The 16,236-nt window shown below is 36.1% G+C and carries 19 protein-coding genes, 1 tRNA gene and 1 other annotated feature; of the genes, 14 read left to right on the forward strand and 6 right to left on the reverse strand.

Annotated features, from left to right (window positions below):
- Positions 1 to 5: 5 nt before the first annotated feature.
- Together CAN42_RS04525 and CAN42_RS04530 are read left to right on the forward strand one after the other, a co-directional pair.
- Positions 6 to 794: a serine hydrolase gene (locus CAN42_RS04525; protein ID WP_085875708.1), complete on the forward strand. Its 789-nt coding sequence runs from the start codon at positions 6 to 8 to the stop codon at positions 792 to 794.
- Between the two features lies 1 nt (position 795).
- Positions 796 to 1,098 (forward strand): DUF3870 domain-containing protein, encoded by a 303-nt coding sequence (locus CAN42_RS04530; protein ID WP_062572040.1) that lies wholly within the window; start codon positions 796 to 798, stop codon positions 1,096 to 1,098.
- 232 nt (positions 1,099 to 1,330) lie between these two features.
- Here the strand turns inward: CAN42_RS04530 and CAN42_RS04535 are convergent, their stop codons facing one another.
- Complete coding sequence (locus CAN42_RS04535) at positions 1,331 to 1,954, reverse strand: PepSY domain-containing protein (protein ID WP_085875709.1); 624 nt, start codon at positions 1,952 to 1,954, stop codon at positions 1,331 to 1,333.
- A gap of 185 nt (positions 1,955 to 2,139) precedes the next feature.
- Between CAN42_RS04535 and CAN42_RS04540 the strand changes: the two genes are divergently transcribed.
- The 5 genes from CAN42_RS04540 to CAN42_RS08925 all read left to right on the forward strand — a co-directional run bounded on the left by CAN42_RS04540 (position 2,140) and on the right by CAN42_RS08925 (position 4,189).
- Positions 2,140 to 2,817, forward strand: a complete 678-nt coding sequence (locus CAN42_RS04540) for a GntR family transcriptional regulator (protein ID WP_245149845.1) — start codon at positions 2,140 to 2,142, stop codon at positions 2,815 to 2,817.
- 82 nt (positions 2,818 to 2,899) lie between these two features.
- Positions 2,900 to 2,975, forward strand: a tRNA-Lys gene (locus tag CAN42_RS04545).
- Between the two features lie 267 nt (positions 2,976 to 3,242).
- Positions 3,243 to 3,428 carry a type II toxin-antitoxin system HicA family toxin gene (locus CAN42_RS04550; RefSeq protein WP_085875711.1) on the forward strand — a complete coding sequence of 62 codons (186 nt, stop codon included), beginning with the start codon at positions 3,243 to 3,245 and terminating at the stop codon, positions 3,426 to 3,428.
- A gap of 32 nt (positions 3,429 to 3,460) precedes the next feature.
- Positions 3,461 to 3,901, forward strand: a complete 441-nt coding sequence (locus CAN42_RS04555; RefSeq protein ID WP_085875712.1) for a type II toxin-antitoxin system HicB family antitoxin — start codon at positions 3,461 to 3,463, stop codon at positions 3,899 to 3,901.
- Between the two features lie 114 nt (positions 3,902 to 4,015).
- On the forward strand, positions 4,016 to 4,189 hold the full coding sequence (locus tag CAN42_RS08925) for a hypothetical protein (protein ID WP_209019200.1): 174 nt from the start codon (positions 4,016 to 4,018) through the stop codon (positions 4,187 to 4,189).
- 18 nt (positions 4,190 to 4,207) lie between these two features.
- Here CAN42_RS08925 and CAN42_RS04560 read toward each other — a convergent pair whose 3' ends face one another.
- From CAN42_RS04560 to CAN42_RS04580, 5 genes are all read right to left on the reverse strand, one after another.
- On the reverse strand, positions 4,208 to 4,990 hold the full coding sequence (locus CAN42_RS04560; protein WP_085875713.1) for a type III pantothenate kinase: 783 nt from the start codon (positions 4,988 to 4,990) through the stop codon (positions 4,208 to 4,210).
- Between the two features lies 1 nt (position 4,991).
- On the reverse strand, positions 4,992 to 5,741 hold the full coding sequence (locus tag CAN42_RS04565; protein WP_085875714.1) for an ECF transporter S component: 750 nt from the start codon (positions 5,739 to 5,741) through the stop codon (positions 4,992 to 4,994).
- Between the two features lie 53 nt (positions 5,742 to 5,794).
- A complete protein-coding gene (locus CAN42_RS04570) occupies positions 5,795 to 6,757 on the reverse strand; it encodes a P1 family peptidase (RefSeq protein ID WP_085875715.1) in 963 nt (320 codons plus the stop codon).
- A gap of 186 nt (positions 6,758 to 6,943) precedes the next feature.
- Positions 6,944 to 7,255: an MTH1187 family thiamine-binding protein gene (locus tag CAN42_RS04575; RefSeq protein WP_062572033.1), complete on the reverse strand. Its 312-nt coding sequence runs from the start codon at positions 7,253 to 7,255 to the stop codon at positions 6,944 to 6,946.
- 10 nt (positions 7,256 to 7,265) lie between these two features.
- Entirely contained in the window at positions 7,266 to 7,913 is a 648-nt protein-coding gene (locus CAN42_RS04580) for a trimeric intracellular cation channel family protein (RefSeq protein WP_085875716.1), read from the reverse strand.
- Positions 7,914 to 8,016: 103 nt separating this feature from the next.
- On the opposite strand from CAN42_RS04580, the gene CAN42_RS04585 reads away from it, so the two are divergent.
- The 7 genes from CAN42_RS04585 (at position 8,017) to CAN42_RS04615 (ending at position 16,218) form a co-directional block, all read left to right on the forward strand.
- Positions 8,017 to 9,300 (forward strand): amidohydrolase, encoded by a 1,284-nt coding sequence (locus tag CAN42_RS04585; protein ID WP_085875717.1) that lies wholly within the window; start codon positions 8,017 to 8,019, stop codon positions 9,298 to 9,300.
- Positions 9,301 to 9,304: 4 nt separating this feature from the next.
- Positions 9,305 to 10,165, forward strand: a complete 861-nt coding sequence (locus tag CAN42_RS04590) for a CPBP family intramembrane glutamic endopeptidase (protein WP_085875718.1) — start codon at positions 9,305 to 9,307, stop codon at positions 10,163 to 10,165.
- Complete coding sequence (gene trpS / locus CAN42_RS04595; RefSeq protein WP_085875719.1) at positions 10,155 to 11,147, forward strand: tryptophan--tRNA ligase; 993 nt, start codon at positions 10,155 to 10,157, stop codon at positions 11,145 to 11,147. The genes CAN42_RS04590 and trpS overlap by 11 nt, the downstream gene beginning before the upstream one ends.
- A gap of 64 nt (positions 11,148 to 11,211) precedes the next feature.
- Positions 11,212 to 11,436, forward strand: coding sequence for a hypothetical protein (locus CAN42_RS09040; protein ID WP_085875720.1), 225 nt, complete (start codon positions 11,212 to 11,214; stop codon positions 11,434 to 11,436).
- A complete protein-coding gene (locus CAN42_RS04605) occupies positions 11,426 to 11,992 on the forward strand; it encodes a hypothetical protein (RefSeq protein ID WP_085875721.1) in 567 nt (188 codons plus the stop codon). Before CAN42_RS09040 ends, CAN42_RS04605 begins: the two co-directional genes overlap by 11 nt.
- Positions 11,991 to 12,192: a binding site (T-box leader), on the forward strand. Its footprint overlaps the gene before it by 2 nt.
- A gap of 79 nt (positions 12,193 to 12,271) precedes the next feature.
- Entirely contained in the window at positions 12,272 to 14,923 is a 2,652-nt protein-coding gene (locus CAN42_RS04610; RefSeq protein ID WP_085875722.1) for a valine--tRNA ligase, read from the forward strand.
- Positions 14,920 to 16,218, forward strand: coding sequence for a bifunctional folylpolyglutamate synthase/dihydrofolate synthase (locus tag CAN42_RS04615; RefSeq protein WP_085875723.1), 1,299 nt, complete (start codon positions 14,920 to 14,922; stop codon positions 16,216 to 16,218). Before CAN42_RS04610 ends, CAN42_RS04615 begins: the two co-directional genes overlap by 4 nt.
- The last annotated feature ends 18 nt before the right edge of the window (positions 16,219 to 16,236 follow it).

A 16,236-nucleotide genomic window follows, 5' to 3' on the forward strand; every position in this document is an offset into this window, starting at 1 on the left:
TTCGTATGATAAACTATAGCTTATTACAAAATAAAATAGAAAATATAGTTGAAGAAAGTTCTGCAAATATTTCTGTGTCTTTTTACGACCTAGACCTTGAAGAAGGTTTTTCCACAGATGGAGATAAACAAGTACCCTCAGCAAGTATGATAAAACTTTTGATTTTGTTAAAGGCCTTCTACGAATGCGATAAGGGAAAACTCAATCTTGAAGACATCATAAGTCTTGATGACTATGAAAGAGTTGAGGGATCAGGGATATTAAAGGAACTTTATAGGAACCACAAATTTTCTATAAGAGAGCTCTTGACTCTTATGATAATAGTAAGTGACAACACAGCCACAAATATTTTAATAGACCTTCTTGGAAGAGATGAAATAAATAAAATTGGTCATGAACTTGGACTTGAGAAGACAATTCTTCAGAGAAAGATGATGGACTCTCTTGCAAAGGAAAAGGGACTGGACAATTTTACTTCTTCTAATGAAATTTTAAAAATTTTAAAAATGATTTATGAGAAGGACTTTATTAATGAAGACTACTCTCAGCTTGCCCTTGATATTCTATTGAGGCAGCAGGAAAGAGATAGGCTTCAAAGATATCTTCCTGAAGATTTAAAAATTGCAAACAAAAGTGGCGACTTGGATAATTTGGAAAACGACGGTGGAATATTTTTTACAAAAAATAAAAATTACATCCTTGTTGTTTTAGTAAACCAAGCAGAGTCCAATGTCCTTGCCAAAGAAATCATAGGCGAGATTTCTCTAAAAATCTATAATGAAATTGGAGAATAAGATGAAGAATACTTTATATCTCACAGGAGAAGCTAGGACAGGTTCAGACAATGCCATCACAAAAATTTATGGAGTATTTTACTTGGCCTTTGAAGTGGATGAAGATGGAAAAATTATTGATTCAGATAGCAATGCAACCCTTGAATTAACTCGCAAGTTTATAAAGGATATTTTTGCTGACAAAAATATAAAGGATCAGGAAGCAATCACAAGTGAAATACAAAGAAGATACAAGGCTTCTTCTACCAAGGCAATAATCACTGCCTACAAGGATGCCTTGCAGAGATATAAAAATTTAAAATAAGACCTAACTACCCTTTCGCTAGAGAGGGTAGTTTTTTTGCTCACTTTTTGATCTATGTAATAATAAAAAATTTTAACTCACAAAGGATTTATAAATTAAATTTCAAAAGACAAACTCATTAAACTTAAAAAATAAATTTTAAAAACTTATACAAGTCCACTTACTAATAATTAGTTTAAAAACTTCACAAAAAAAAAGAGGGACTAGCCCTCTTTAAAAATTAAAATTTATCTTACTTATCTTTTTCTATAAGCTTGCCTGACTCCAAATCGTACTTATAAGTTATATCTTTCTTTCCCTTTACAACTTCAACATTAGCCACATATTTGCCGTCATCAAGTTCAACTCCGTATTCGCCAGCTTCATAGCCTTGACCTGCGTCCTTTAAAGCTTCTTCCATGAACTTGTCAATTGATTCAAACATTGCAAGTTGAATGTCGGCTGTCTTGTCTGATGTCTTTTCTGTCTTGGATTCGTTTTTAACAATCTCACCTGTCACTGCGTCTACTGTAATTTCGTATTCATTTTTTGCATCATAACCTTTAACCTTGTAGTAGGCCTTGCCATCTTCAACTTCAAGTTTGAAGGATTCAACCTTTGCATCAGCGTGAATTTTTTTAAAGCCGTCAAAGGCTATTCCCCTATCTAAGTTTGCAACAGCACCCTTATTTATAGCAGTCTCTTCCTTAGTTTGTGCATCAGCCTTGTTCTTGCTTGCATTTTTATTTGCACTTGCTTCAACTGCTGCATTATTTTTTGCATTAGGAGCATCTGCCTTTTCATTCTTTGGACCACAAGCAGTAAGTGTTAGTGCAAGTCCTAGTCCAAGTGTTGTCATTAAAATTTTTTTGTTCATTATATTCCTCCGATTAAAGTGTATTTAATTTTGCCTACACTTATTCTACCCGAAAAGGGGACTTATAAGCAATTGTAAAAGCATGAAATATTGTAAATAAACGTATAGCAAACTAACAACTTTATGGTATAATGAAAAAAAGAAAATTTCTTAGACTAAGGGAAAACATTTTTAGCAATCAGGAGGTGAGATTTTTGGGTGTAAAAGCTAATAAAAAGTCTCTTAGCAATATGGTTTATTGGGATTTAAAAGAAAAAATCTTGAAGAATATATTACTTCCAGGAGACAAGCTTATTGAGATGGAAATCGCTTCTAAACTTGATGTTTCTAGGACACCAGTGAGAGAAGCCCTTAAAAAGCTGGAGAAGGATGGCCTTGTTACTAGCTTTCCAAGAAAGTCTTTTATTGTTTCAAAGATTTCTGTTAAAGAAGCCAAGAATCTTTATATCGTTAGAAAATCCTTAGAACCTCTTTGCGTTGAACTTTTGGCAGAGAAGGGCTTAACAGATAAGACCAAATACTTCGAGGAGGTCAACGAAGATCTTAGGATTGCAATTGAAAATGGCGAAGAAGAACTTTCCCAAAATTTAATTATTGAATGGAATATGGCTCTTGTAAAGTCACTTAACAATGAAATTCTCATTGAAATAATGACTATGATCAACAAGAGACTTTATAGGTTTGGTAACTTTATATTCAGAGACAAGAAAAATTACAATAGACACTATGATAACTTGCAAAGAATTTATAAACTAATCGAAGAGAAAAAACCTAAGGAAGCTAGGAAGGCTAGCGAGAGAACAATAGAGATAATTTACGAGATGTTTGAGGAGCAAGCTGATTATAGAATGTTTAGAAAATAATTAAAAAAACACTTGACAGGAGTGTTTTTTTTAATTATAATTATTTTTGTTGTACTGATGGTACAAACAAATTAATATTTATGCACCTTTAGCTCAGTTGGTAGAGCAACTGACTCTTAATCAGTGGGCCTACGGTTCGAGTCCGTAAAGGTGCACCATTTGAAAGCCTGTGAATATAATGTTCACAGGCTTTTTGCTTTATTTTTTTAAATACATAAAATTCGCCTGAATTTGCTTGAATGTTGGTGGCTGCACAGAAACTTTAGGCAAATTTATTTTAATTTGAAAATCTTGAAGGCATTAGAGAAAGTCAATTTGGTAGATTAAAAGACGTGAAAGTGGAAGAAGAAGCTTTAAATTCAAGTCTCACATTGACACTACGTAATAACACGTGATAAAATAAAGCTGTCAGGAGGTAGGTATACATGCCGATGACACAAGATGAAATGGTCAAGCTACTAAGAAAAAAGGGTTTCGAAGTAGTTAAAGGTGGAAAGGGTAGTCATGTAAAAATGATAAAGCCTGGCATCAAAAGACCAATCATTATTCCACATGGGGAGCTTCAAAAGGGTACCGAACGTGGAATACTAAAAGAGGCAGGGCTGAAATAGCCCTACTTCTTATAATTAGAGAGGTGATAATTATGTTAGTTTCTTATCCAGCTATATTTTATTATAGTCCAGAAGAGAAAGGTTACTATGTTTATATGCCAGACATTGAAGGGGCAGGAACTCAAGGTAATTCAATAGAGGAAGCTTTGTTAATGGCTAGCGACTACTTGGGAATAATGGCGAGCTCTATAATAGAAGGCGGAGATACTTTGCCAAAACAATCAGCCATAAGTGACATATCTATTGAAGATAATTTTCCCTTTAAAGATGATGAGGAATTTGATGGGTTCTATGATTATTCAAAGTCCTTTATTTCTCTTGTCTATGTTGATTTAAAGGATTATTTGGGAAGCCAGGAGCTTGTGAAAAAGACCTTATCTATACCCAAGTGGAGTAATGATCTAGGGAATAAATTGAATTTAAATTTTTCTAAGCTACTAACTGAAGCTATTGTAAATATCGCCAAGAATTAAAAATAAAATACTAATACCAAAGCACTCTTTTTATAAGGGTGTTTTTTAATTTATGAGGATATTAATCAAGATACAAAATATAAATTTACTGAATTATAGAAAGTGTAGTTAGTATTGATTCAAAAACAAATAAGACAAAGTAAAATAATCGAGATTAACAAGGTGCTTAACTTGATAGCTGGTGACATAGATATGTTTCGTTCTACCATGGAAAAGATTGTAGACCTCTCTGGCTTTGAAGTAAACTTTCACCAAGTAGACATAAAAGATTTAGAAAAATATAGGTAACGAAAAAAGGCTTCACAATTATGAAGCCTTTTTTGTATTTAAGTCGTAAATAATTTTAAGTCCGTAGATGCCTAGGTATTCTTCTCTTATTAAGTCGTACTTACATAAGTTTAAGAGATGAGCATAGGGACCAGTGATTAAAATATTTGTATTTTCTTTATTAAGTGAATAGCCTTCTACTATCTCATCAATAATGCCCATGACTGCCTTCTTGTAGGCGAAGAAGAGTCCAGCCTGAATTGCCTTTTCAGTATTTTTTCCAATTATGTCATCAGGCCTTTTTATTTCTACGTGGGGAAGCTTGGCGCTCCCTCTCACAAGTGAATCTTGAAGCAAGTTGATTCCTGGCAGGATTAGTCCTCCTAGGAATTCTTTTTTTGCATTGATATAGTCAACTGTTGTAATTGATGATGCAGAAACTATTATTATGTTGCCTTTGTATTTTCTTGTGGCGGCAACAGCCCTTATAATTCTGTCTGACCCAACTTCTCTTGGGCTCTCACACTTTATATTTAAACCAGTCTTGACTCCAGCAGAAATAAAAATTGGTTTCTTGCCAATGAGTTCTCTTCCTATCATCTCATAGGAAGATGATAGCTCTGGCACAACATTTGAAATTATAATTTCTTGTATGTCAGAAAGTTTTATATTTTTATCCATTAAGATGAGCTTAATCATTAATTTAATTTCTACAACAGACCTGTTCTTGTCAGTTGTAATGGAAAACTTATCAACTAACTCCTCTTGGTCAAAGACTCCAAAGTCTGTTGTCCTATTATCTATATCAATTGCAAGTAACATATTAACCCCTTCTTGATTTCAAAGCTTTTATAACTGCTGTAGTGATAATAACAGATAGGATGGCTTCAGGTATTCCTGATGTAACTGATACACCAAGGATTGCAGATTTTGCATTTTCTAGTGGTATGTTAAGAGCTTCAACATATCTCTTGGCATAGATTACATAAATTCCACCAAGGACTAGGACTGTGTTAGTCATTGATCCAACAAAGGCGCCTATGGCAATAGGGAAGTCCTTCTCACTTGACTTGAAAGAATAAACTAAAAAGCCTAGGCAAAGGGCAAGAAGTATTACTACAAAAGTAATATTTAGTGTTGACCCACCGCTTGTTATATTCTTGTAGAGTAAGTAAGCTAAGAAAATTGAAATTAGTCCCCAAAGTCCCTTAGTTAAGTTTCTCAAGTTCTTGTCCTCTAGCTTCTTCATTGCAGCGAAAGAGTAGTAGGAAGTTATCCCAATTAAGACTCTTGGCAAGATAGAGATTAGTGGATTGTAAAAGACAAAGGCAACGGGACTTGCATTTCTTAAAATTGCATTTAAGAGTGATGACACTCCAAAGATAAGTCCAACCATGGCTCCTACAAAAGGTCCCTCTGCTATGGCACCAATAATTACTGGTATGTGCATAGTAGTTGCGTTGATAACCCCAAGTGGAATTAGTCCAAGGGGAGTGAGACTAAGAACAACTGTGATGGCACCAAGCATGGCAGCTATCACTAGCCTTCTGTTACGTTCAGTGTTTCGATTCATTTTTACCTCCGATAGGGTTCACAAGGATACCCTTCTTCTTCTTTGCATCAATTTTATTTGATGCTTTTATAACTTACAAGCCCTCCTGAATCCTCGGCTGAATAAATTGCATTGGCAATAGACCTTGAGATGGTCTTTGCAGCAAGAATTCCAACTAAATTTATGTCTGCTTCCACTTGGCCAGATGCAAGTGTAAAAATTGTATCTCCATCGTTCATGGTATGCACTGGGTTAATTGATCTTGCATATCCATCATGAGCCATTTGTGAGATCTTATTACAGTTTGCCTTAGTGAGCCTAGCATTTGTTGCCACAAGAGAAATTGTAGTGTTGGCAGGGCTAAATTGATTATAATTGTTTAGTTGCTTTTCGTAAAGGGCACAAGTGTCTAAAAATATTTTATTTTTTCTGTCGTAAACTCCTGCAATTCTTTTTCCTTCTTCGTAATCGAAAATATCTCCCAAGGCATTTAAGGCAACAATAGAAGAAACTACTAAGTCGCCAACTTTAATTGATGATTGACCTATGCCTGACTTCATAGCAAAGTCATTGCCCAAGATTTTTCCAACGCTGGCACCACAACCTGCTCCAAGGTTGCCCTGAGTCTTGTCATCTTCTCTTGCCTTTCTTGCAGCTTCATAGCCCATCTTAAAATCAGGTCTTACTTTTGCATCGCCTACTGCAAGGTCAAAGAGAACTGCACCGGGAACGATAGGGACTAGCCCAACTCCAACGTCGAAGCCTGATCCCTCTTCTTCCAAGAATTTCATAAGTCCACCACCAGCATCAAGTCCATAGGCAGAGCCACCAGTTAAAAAAACTCCGTGGACCTTTTGGACCAAGTTCTCTGCACGCAACAAATCTGTTTCACGAGTGCCAGGTCCTGCACCACGAACATCAACTCCTGCTGTAAAGCCTTCTGGGCAAAGAATGGCACTTGTCCCAGTTAGGGCGACTTCATCTTCTGCGTGGCCAAGCCTTATCCCCTTAACATCTGTCAAAAATCCCTCGTACATATTTCCTCCTAATTTATAAAAAGTTTTCAAGTCATAAAAAAGTTCTAACTAACAAAAATTTATCAAGTCACAAAAATTTATTAAGTCGTAAAAGGTCACTAAGTTATAAAAATTTACAAAGTCATAAAACTTAATCACTTACAAAATAACAAAAAACCCCATCAAAGTCGATGAGGTAAAAAAAATTTATTTATTTTTTCTCTTTTCATTAACAGATGTGACTTTATCCTTAAAAGTGTAATTCTTATCGCGTCTGTCGTCAACCTTAACAACAGAGTAGACCCTGTCTGCTCCAGATTCAAAAACAGATTCTTGCATTCTTCTTATTACATCGTACAAAACCTTTAAATCCTTATGGGCAATTGTTGTGCCCATGGCATTAAGTTCATAAGTTAGTCCATCAACTTCGCCGATAGAGTCAAGGGCACCTGCAATATACTTGCTAACAGATGTTGTCTTTGTTCCTATAGGTATAAGTGTTAATTCTGCTACTGCCATTATATTCCTCCTAGTCACTAATCTTTGGCAAGTTCCAATTTCTTTTCACTGCCAAGAGTCTAAATATTAAAACTGTAAAAAAACAAATTATCATGGAAACCTGGTCGCCTAAAAAATTTCTCGTGAGAAGAAAAATTATAGAGCCCAAGATGCAGGCGCCAGCATAAATTTGTTCCTTAAAGATGAAGGGGATAGTGCCTGCCAAGACGTCACGAATCATTCCACCGCCAACTCCTGTTATGGAACCGACAAAGATAAGCAAGAAGCTCTTGTCAAGTCCTAGTGAAAGGGCAGTTGCCATTCCGGTAATAGTAAAGGAAGCAAGACCAATTGTGTCACTAATAATCATAAGCTCGTTCATAAAATTAATGACCTGTCTTGATTGAATATTTTTTCTGAAATAGAAAAACATAAAAACTAAAATTGAAAAGGCGGCTGATATGCTTGCGTTAGTTGAATTCTGAAACATCTTTGGTGGATTGATACCAAGGACCAAGTCACGAACGAAGCCTCCCCCAAGAGCTGTGACAAGACCCAAGACGGTAACACCAAGTATGTCCATCTTCTTCTTGCAACCAAGTATGGCACCAGAAATTGCAAAGGCAATTGTCCCGATGATGTCAAAGAATATATTGAACTCTAAATAATTTCCAATCATAAGGTCATTATACCAAAGTTTAAATTTGTGGGAGGCGGAAATTTCAATAAATTGAAAAAATTTTTTTAAATTTTGCTATAATGTTAATAGTATTGGAGGGACTATGAGCTTACTTATAAAAAATATTTCTTATTTAGATATAGAGCAAGAAAAAATTATTGATAGAGCAGATGTCTTTATCGAAGAAAATAAAATAAAAAAAATTGGAAGGGACTTAGAAGTCCAAGCAGATGAGGTCTTTGATGGCAAGGACAAACTTCTTACACCAGGCTTTGTAAATGCCCACACCCATCTTGGCATGTCCTACTTCAGGAACTATGCCGACGACTTGGCGCTGATGGACTGGCTTGAAAATGAAATTTGGCCTATTGAAGCAAAGTTAAATGCCGAGGACATCTATTGGTCTTCTTTGCTTTCTATTATTGAAAACATAAGGTCGGGGGTTACATCCTTCTGCGATATGTATTACGAGATGGATAGGGTTGGTGATGCTGCAATTAAAGCTGGCATTCGTGGAGTCCTAACTCGTGGGATGACAGATGTTGATGGTAAAGGGGAAGAAAAGCTTAAGGAGTTTGACGACCTTTACAAAAATTATCAAAACAAAGCTAATGGAAGAATTAGAGTTGTCCCTGCACCTCACGCAATTTACACTTGTTCCACTGACTTCTTAAAGGAAATCTCTAAGAGGTCCTTGGAAAGATACGACAGCCTAATTCACATTCACTTGTCAGAAACTTTAACAGAAGTGGAAAATTCTAAAAAAGAATATGGGATGACACCAATTGAGTACGTGAACTCCCTGGGACTACTTGATAGCCAAATTATTGCAGCTCACTGCGTGCACATTACTGATGAAGAAATTGAACTTGTGAAGGATAAAAAATTCTTCCCAGTTTACAACCCATCATCAAACCTAAAGCTTGCCAGTGGCTTCACACCAGTTGATAAACTTTTGAAAAATAATATTACCATGGCACTGGGAACTGATGGCGACTCATCAAACAACAACCAAGACTTTGTTGAGGAGATGCACATTGGCGGCATAGTAAACAAGGCTGTTACCATGAATGAAAAGGCTGTGCCAGCTATAGAAATTTTAAAGATGGCAACTGTAAATGGAGCAAGGGCCCTTGGCTTTGAAAATCTTGGTCTTATTAAAGAAGGCTACCTTGCAGACCTTACAATTTTTGATTTAGATTCAAATTCTTTCACACCGAGAAATAATTTAATCTCAGCCCTAGTTTACTCAGCCAACTCATCTGATGTTGAAGCAGTTATTTGCGACGGCGACTTCATCATGAAGAATAGGGAAATAGTAAAGCTAGATGAAAAAAAAGTTAGACAAGTGGTTAATGAGAGATGGGAAGACATTAAGAGGAGATAGGACTATGGAAAAGAAAAAGACAAATAATTTTTTCAAAGTTATTCTAAGGGTAGCTATTTTATTAATTACTATTACCATCTTAAATGGTGGTATTATGCTTGCCCTGTCCCTAATTTTTTACGGACAGCCCTACTTTAAGAGCGACTATAAAAATGCAAGTCTAGTGATGTTAACGGGAACTACGGGTCAACTACTGGCAGCCATCTTTTTTGTAAAATTTATTTTAAAGAAGAAGTTTGACTACATCTTCTTCAAGAGAGAAGGCCTTGCCAAGAACATTGGCATAGGACTCTTCCTTGGGTTTTTGCAAATTTCTCTTTATGTCTTGTTAGACATGGGAAGGGGAGTCCTTGGATACGAGAGGATTAACCTAGGCAATTTAAACTTAATTTTCCTTGCCTACTTAATTGCCTTCTTTATCCAATCAACATCAGAGGAAGTCTTGGTGAGAGGAATCCTAACAAGAGTTCTATTTGATAAATATGGAAGGAAGGTCGCAATCTTACTCCCATCAATTATCTTTGGTTTATTGCACCTAGGCAATGAGGGAGCGACAATTTTATCCACCCTCAACACAATTTTGGTGGGAATATTTTTTGCAAAATTGTTGTTCTACTCAGACAACATTATGTTGACCTCAGGGGTCCACGCAGGCTGGAACTTTTCCATGGCAATGATCTATGGACTAAATGTTAGCGGCTTTAGTGGTTTTGACAGCTTACTTAATTTTAAAATTTTAAATTACAACTTGTACGACAAAACTTATGGGCCAGAGGGAAGTATCCTCGTGACCTTCATTGAAATAATTAGTATTTTTATTATATTTTATTTGGAAAAAAGAAAGAGAGATAAAAATGGAAGATAAAAAAATAGTTTACTCTGGGATCCAACCTTCAGGTTCCCTCACTATTGGAAATTATATTGGAGCCCTAAAGAACTTTATTGGACTTCAAGATGAATACAACTGCCTCTACTGTATAGTTGACATGCATGCCATCACTGTTGCACAAGAGCCAAAGGACCTTAGGAAGAACACACTGGATGTCCTTGCCATTTACCTTGCAGCAGGTCTTGACCCAAAGAAGTCAATCATTTACATCCAATCTCATGTGCCGGCCCACGCTGAACTTGGTTGGGTCTTAAACACAATGACAGGTCTTGGACAACTTCAAAGGATGACGCAATTTAAGGACAAGGCAAAGAAGTACACTGACGTGCAAGCAGGACTACTTAACTATCCAGTCTTAATGGCAGCAGATATTTTGCTTTACAACACATCCTACGTTCCAGTTGGGGAAGACCAAAAGCAACACATAGAAATCACAAGAGACTTAGCACAAAGATTTAACTCAAGATATTCTGAAACATTTACAATCCCAGAAATTTTGACACCAAAGGTCGGAGCAAGAATTATGTCTTTGAAAGACCCATCATCAAAGATGTCTAAGTCCGACTCAAACAAAGACTCTTTTATTTTAATTCTTGACTCAGAAGATGACACAAGAAAGAAAATAAAAAGAGCTGTCACAGATTCATCAGGCGAGTTTAGATATTCAGATGACCAAGCTGGACTAAAGAACTTAATCAACATTCACGCTTCCTTCTCTGGCATGAGCCCAGAAGAAATTGTCAAGAAGTACGAAAACCTTGGCTACGGCGAATTCAAAGAAGACTTGGGCGAAGTTGTAGTTGAAGGACTAAGACCACTTCGTGAAAGATTTAAAGAAATTAGAGATGACAAGGCTTATCTTGAATCAGTTTACAAGGAAGGAGCAGAAAAGGCATCCTATCTTGCAAATAAAACTCTAAGGAAGGTTTATAAAAAAGTTGGTTTTATCCCTAGGTAATCAACAATTTATTGATTTCGAATATTTTTTGTGGTATCTTTTATATTAAGTTGGAGGTGTTATAATGAAGAAAATAATTCTTGTAATAGCCATTATCTTAATAGGTGCAGGAGTATTATATAGACATAATTCTAAAGAAGCTGCATCTATTGGAATAATTCGCGGAGCAGACGGACCAACAGCTACTTTTACTACAAAAAATAAAAAGACTGACAAAGATGAAGGTGTAGAAATAATTGGTGGGGCAGACGGTCCAACACAAATCTACGTGAAATCTAATGGAAAATAGAAACTTATATCAATCAATGCCCATTGGATTAATTGGTGTAGATTCGACGAAAAATAATGCAATTGACGATGATAGAAATGATTTTCAAAAATTAGTTGATTCTGGATACTTGTATTTTGAAGATGAAAATATAAAAGCTGAAATTAATAAAGAATCTGACAATGCAGCAACAGCTTACGCTATATGTGATGATGAGGATTATTTTATAAGAAAGACACCAATTTATAATCCGAGTATTGCAAAAACACTTGTAACTTTAATAAATTGGGAGAATTCTAGCTTAGAAATTAAAATAGATACTTATGTAAGCTCAAAAATAATGTTAAAATCTGACTATACAATTTTAATTGCTACAAAAGACAAAGAAGTTATTAAAAGGCTAGAAATAATTAATTCATCAGATGAAGCTACAGATCATTTTAAGAAAACAGAAAAGGTATTTGGATTTTCTAATTATGATGAACTTATAATTTCTATTGAAGAAAATTTCATTCGTCTAATAGATGGCTATGAAGTAGGTCTAGTGTCTACAGGTTATTTAAAAATAGAAAAATAAATTAGCAATAAAAAAGAGGATTGTAAAAATTTATATTTAGAGAGAGACTATTTGCTGAGAGGTCTTTATAAACTTTACAATTGTAGCTTTTTTGCTTCTTTGGTGAAGCTAGTAGCCAGAGACGACTTATCTCGTTAAAGATTATAGAGTGTTTATTGAAAAATAAAAATTAAGGTGGTACCGCGTCTTTCGTCCTTAGGGATGGAGGACGTTTTTTTTATTTTTTTAATTTTATAAAATTGCAAAAATTCAAAAATTATAAATTATGAGGAGGAAAAAATGAAAGAGTTAAACAAAACTTATGATCCAAAGGATTTTGAAGAGAAAATCTACGACTATTGGATGGAAAATAATTACTTTAGGGCTGAGGTTGATGAAAACAAAAAACCTTACTCAATTGTAATGCCACCTCCAAACGTAACAGGCAACCTTCACATGGGTCACGCCCTTAACAACACTATCCAAGACGTTCTCATTAGGACAAAGAGGATGCAAGGCTACTCTGCACTTTGGCTACCAGGAACTGATCACGCATCAATTTCCACTGAAGCAAAGGTTGTAGAAAAACTTAGAAATCAAGGCATAAACAAGGAAGACATTGGAAGAGAAAAATTCTTAGAACACGCTTGGGAATGGACTCACGAATACGGTGGCAACATTGTAAACCAACTTAAGAAGCTGGGAATTTCTTGCGACTGGTCAAGACAAAGCTTCACACTTGACGACAATCTTTCCCACGCTGTTGAAGAAGTTTTTATAGAACTTTATGAAAAGGGACTTATCTATCGTGGCAACAGGATCATCAACTGGTGTCCATCTTGTCAAACTTCAATCTCTGATGCAGAAGTTGAACACGAAGAAAGTGATGGCAATATTTGGTACTTCAAGTATCCTTTTGCAGACAGGAAAGGTGGAATTGAAATTGCAACAACAAGACCTGAGACAATCCCAGGTGACCTTGCCATTGCAGTAAACCCTGAAGACGAAAGATACAAGGACCTTGTTGGCGAGTATGTAATGATTCCAGTAATGGGCAACAAAAAAATTCCAATTATTGCTGACGAATATGTTGAAATGGACTTCGGTTCTGGTGCAGTAAAGATTACTCCATCCCACGACCCTAACGACTTTGAAGTTGGAGCTCGTCATGACCTTGGTCAAAATATAATTATGGACGGCAAGGGATACTTAAATGAAAATGCTGGTGCCTACGCAGGCATGGAAAGATACGAAGCTAGAAAGAAAATCATTGAAGACTTTGAGAAACTTGGCTTCTACATTGGCAAGAAGGACCACCACAACGCTGTTGGTCATTGTGAAAGATGTCACACAGTTATTGAACCACTAATCTCTAAGCAATGGTTCGTTAAGATGGCGCCACTTGCTAAGCCAGCTCTTGAAGAATACAGGAAGGGCAACTTAAACATTATTCCAGAAAGATTTGGAAAGATTTATGAAAACTGGCTAGAAAATATTCGTGACTGGAACATCTCAAGGCAATTGTGGTGGGGTCATAGACTTCCAGTTTGGTACTCAGACTCTGACGATGAAATTGTAATTTCAAGAGAGGACCCATCAAACACAGAAGGACACGAAGGCAAGACTTACACACAAGACCAAGACACACTTGATACTTGGTTCTCATCAGCTCTTTGGCCTTTCTCAACTCTTGGTTGGCCAGAAAAGACTCCAGAGTATGACTACTTCTATCCAACAAATGTACTTGTAACAGGCTACGACATCATCTTCTTCTGGGTAATTAGAATGGTATTCTCTGCCTTAGAACAAACTGGCAAGCTTCCATTTAAAGATGTATTCCTAAATGGACTTGTAAGAGATGACCAAGGAAGAAAGATGTCCAAGTCTCTTGGCAATGGTATTGACCCACTTGACATTATAAGAGACTACGGTGCCGATGCCCTTAGATTTACCCTTGTAACAGGTAACACTCCAGGCAACGACATGAGATTTTACATTAAGAGGGTTGAAGCAAATAGAAACTTTGCCAACAAACTTTGGAACGCAACAAGATTTTTAATGATGAATATGTCTGATGAAATCGAAGACTCCAACTTTGATGTAAATAAGCTCCACTACCAAGACAAGTGGATAATCTCAAAGCTACAAAAAGTTATAAAATCAATTACAGAAAAAATTGACAAGTACGACATAGGTCTTGCAGCGGATGACATTTACGATTTCATCTGGTCCGACTTCTGCGACTGGTACATTGAAATTGTAAAACCAGTTTTATATTCTGACGATGTGGAAGAAAAAACTAACACAGTAAAAGTTTTATTATATGTATTAGAAAACATATTAAAACTTCTTCACCCATTTATGCCATACATCACAGAAGAAATTTGGCAAGCCCTACCTAATAGGAAGGAAGCACTTATTGTTGCAACTTGGCCAGAGTACAGGGAAGACCTTGTATTTGAAAAAGAAGAAAGGGCAACAGAATACATTGAAAGTGCTATTCGTGAAATAAGAAATGCAAGAAGCGAAATGAATATAGAAAACTCAAAGAAGTCCAACACTCTTGTTTACACTAAGGATGAGGAAGTTAAGGAAATCTTTGAAGAAATGAAGGGACTTCTTCTAAATCTTGGCTACTCAAACTCTGTAGAAGTTACAGATGACGAAGCTAAAAAGAATTCAGAAAATATTTCTATAGTTCTCAACAAGGCAGAAATCCAACTTCCATTAAAGGAACTTGTGGACTTTGAAAAGGAACTAAAGAGACTTCAAAAGGACAAGAAGGAAGCTGAAGGAGAACTAAAGAGAGCCAAGGGTAAACTTGCCAATGAAGGCTTTGTTTCTAAGGCACCAGAAAAACTTATTGAAGAAGAAAAAGAAAAAGTTACTAAGTACGAAGAAATCTTAAAGACAATTGAAGTTCAAATTGCAAAGGTAGAAAAGAACCTATGACATACCAAGAAGTTGTTAAAAATATTGAAACCAGGATTGGCAAGTTCAAGTCCAAGGGCAATATTAGGATCAAAAAGTTTTTAGAAAAGCTTGGGTCACCCCACAAGAACTTAAAGGTCATCCACATTGCTGGGACTAACGGCAAGGGATCAACAGTTAACTTTATAAAAGATATCTTAAAGGAAGACTATAAGGTGGGGTCCTTTGTTTCTCCCCACCTCATAACTTACTGCGACAGGATAAAAATTGGCGACGAAGAAATTTCTCAAGCTGACTTTGCAGAAATCGGTGAGCTTATAATTGAAAGAGAAAAAGACATCCTAGAAGAATATGGGGACCTCAACCTCTTTGAGTTTTTGACAATTATGGCGATAATCTACTTTGAAAGAGAAGGTGTAGACCTTGCTATACTTGAAGTTGGTATGGGTGGACGTGCAGACTCCACAAACATCTTCACAAGTCGTGAAAAATTAATTTCCCTTATCACATCAATTTCTATGGACCACATGGAATACCTTGGCGACACCATAGAAGAAATTGCAGATGCCAAGGCTGGCATAATCCAAGAGGATGGACTTGTTGTGACAACAAATAGGGACCCAAAAATTCTTGGAGTCATAGAAAGAGAATCCAAAGAAAAATCTGCAGAAGTCTTCTACACCAAAGACCTTACAAGTGAGATAGAAAAATCTGACCTCAAGGGAATAGACTTCAAAGTGAAATTAGATGGTGTTGAAGAAGAATTTCATCTATCACAAATTGGCGACTACCAAGTTGAAAATGCTCTTGGAGCAATTTATGCTCTCTACCTCTTAAACAAGAGGGGAATTTTAAAAATTTCTCTTGATGACATCAAGGAGAGAATAAAAACTTCAACTTGGAAGGGGAGGATGGAGATTGTCTCAAGAGATCCACTCATAATTCTTGACGGAGCCCACAACTTTGATGGGATCAAGAGATTAGTTGAGTCCCTAGACAATTTTAAATTCAAAAAACTCCATCTCATTATGTCGATCCTTGCAGACAAGGAACACAAGAAGATGCTAGAAGAAATTGCCTCCTACACAGATGAAGTTGTCTTCGTAAATCTTGACTACAAGAGGGGAACAAGTCCAGAAGAACTTAGCAATGAAGCAAGTGAGTACGGACTAAGGGGTCAAGTCATGACCTTTGAAGAAGCCCTAGCTTATTACAAAAAGTCTTACCAAGATGGTGACTTGATTTTAATCACAGGCTCACTTTACTTTGTAAGTGAAGCAAGATCAAAAATTTTAAATTACGATTACAGCATTTAATAAAATAAAAAAATCAAA

The sequence above is a fragment of the Peptoniphilus vaginalis genome (assembly GCF_900176605.1).
Lineage (GTDB): Bacteria > Bacillota > Clostridia > Tissierellales > Peptoniphilaceae > Peptoniphilus_A > Peptoniphilus_A vaginalis.

Bases quoted from the DNA above. Each gene is read 5' to 3' on its own strand.
- CAN42_RS04525 (WP_085875708.1), top strand. From the start codon at position 6: ATGATAAACTATAGCTTATTACAAAATAAAATAGAAAATATAGTTGAA.
- CAN42_RS04530 (WP_062572040.1), top strand. From the start codon at position 796: ATGAAGAATACTTTATATCTCACAGGAGAAGCTAGGACAGGTTCAGAC.
- CAN42_RS04535 (WP_085875709.1), bottom strand. From the start codon at position 1,954: ATGAACAAAAAAATTTTAATGACAACACTTGGACTAGGACTTGCACTA.
- CAN42_RS04550 (WP_085875711.1), top strand. From the start codon at position 3,243: ATGCCGATGACACAAGATGAAATGGTCAAGCTACTAAGAAAAAAGGGT.
- CAN42_RS04555 (WP_085875712.1), top strand. From the start codon at position 3,461: ATGTTAGTTTCTTATCCAGCTATATTTTATTATAGTCCAGAAGAGAAA.
- CAN42_RS04560 (WP_085875713.1), bottom strand. From the start codon at position 4,990: ATGTTACTTGCAATTGATATAGATAATAGGACAACAGACTTTGGAGTC.
- CAN42_RS04565 (WP_085875714.1), bottom strand. From the start codon at position 5,741: ATGAATCGAAACACTGAACGTAACAGAAGGCTAGTGATAGCTGCCATG.
- CAN42_RS04570 (WP_085875715.1), bottom strand. From the start codon at position 6,757: ATGTACGAGGGATTTTTGACAGATGTTAAGGGGATAAGGCTTGGCCAC.
- CAN42_RS04575 (WP_062572033.1), bottom strand. From the start codon at position 7,255: ATGGCAGTAGCAGAATTAACACTTATACCTATAGGAACAAAGACAACA.
- CAN42_RS04580 (WP_085875716.1), bottom strand. From the start codon at position 7,913: ATGATTGGAAATTATTTAGAGTTCAATATATTCTTTGACATCATCGGG.
- CAN42_RS04585 (WP_085875717.1), top strand. From the start codon at position 8,017: ATGAGCTTACTTATAAAAAATATTTCTTATTTAGATATAGAGCAAGAA.
- CAN42_RS04590 (WP_085875718.1), top strand. From the start codon at position 9,305: ATGGAAAAGAAAAAGACAAATAATTTTTTCAAAGTTATTCTAAGGGTA.
- trpS (WP_085875719.1), top strand. From the start codon at position 10,155: ATGGAAGATAAAAAAATAGTTTACTCTGGGATCCAACCTTCAGGTTCC.
- CAN42_RS09040 (WP_085875720.1), top strand. From the start codon at position 11,212: ATGAAGAAAATAATTCTTGTAATAGCCATTATCTTAATAGGTGCAGGA.
- CAN42_RS04605 (WP_085875721.1), top strand. From the start codon at position 11,426: ATGGAAAATAGAAACTTATATCAATCAATGCCCATTGGATTAATTGGT.
- CAN42_RS04610 (WP_085875722.1), top strand. From the start codon at position 12,272: ATGAAAGAGTTAAACAAAACTTATGATCCAAAGGATTTTGAAGAGAAA.
- CAN42_RS04615 (WP_085875723.1), top strand. From the start codon at position 14,920: ATGACATACCAAGAAGTTGTTAAAAATATTGAAACCAGGATTGGCAAG.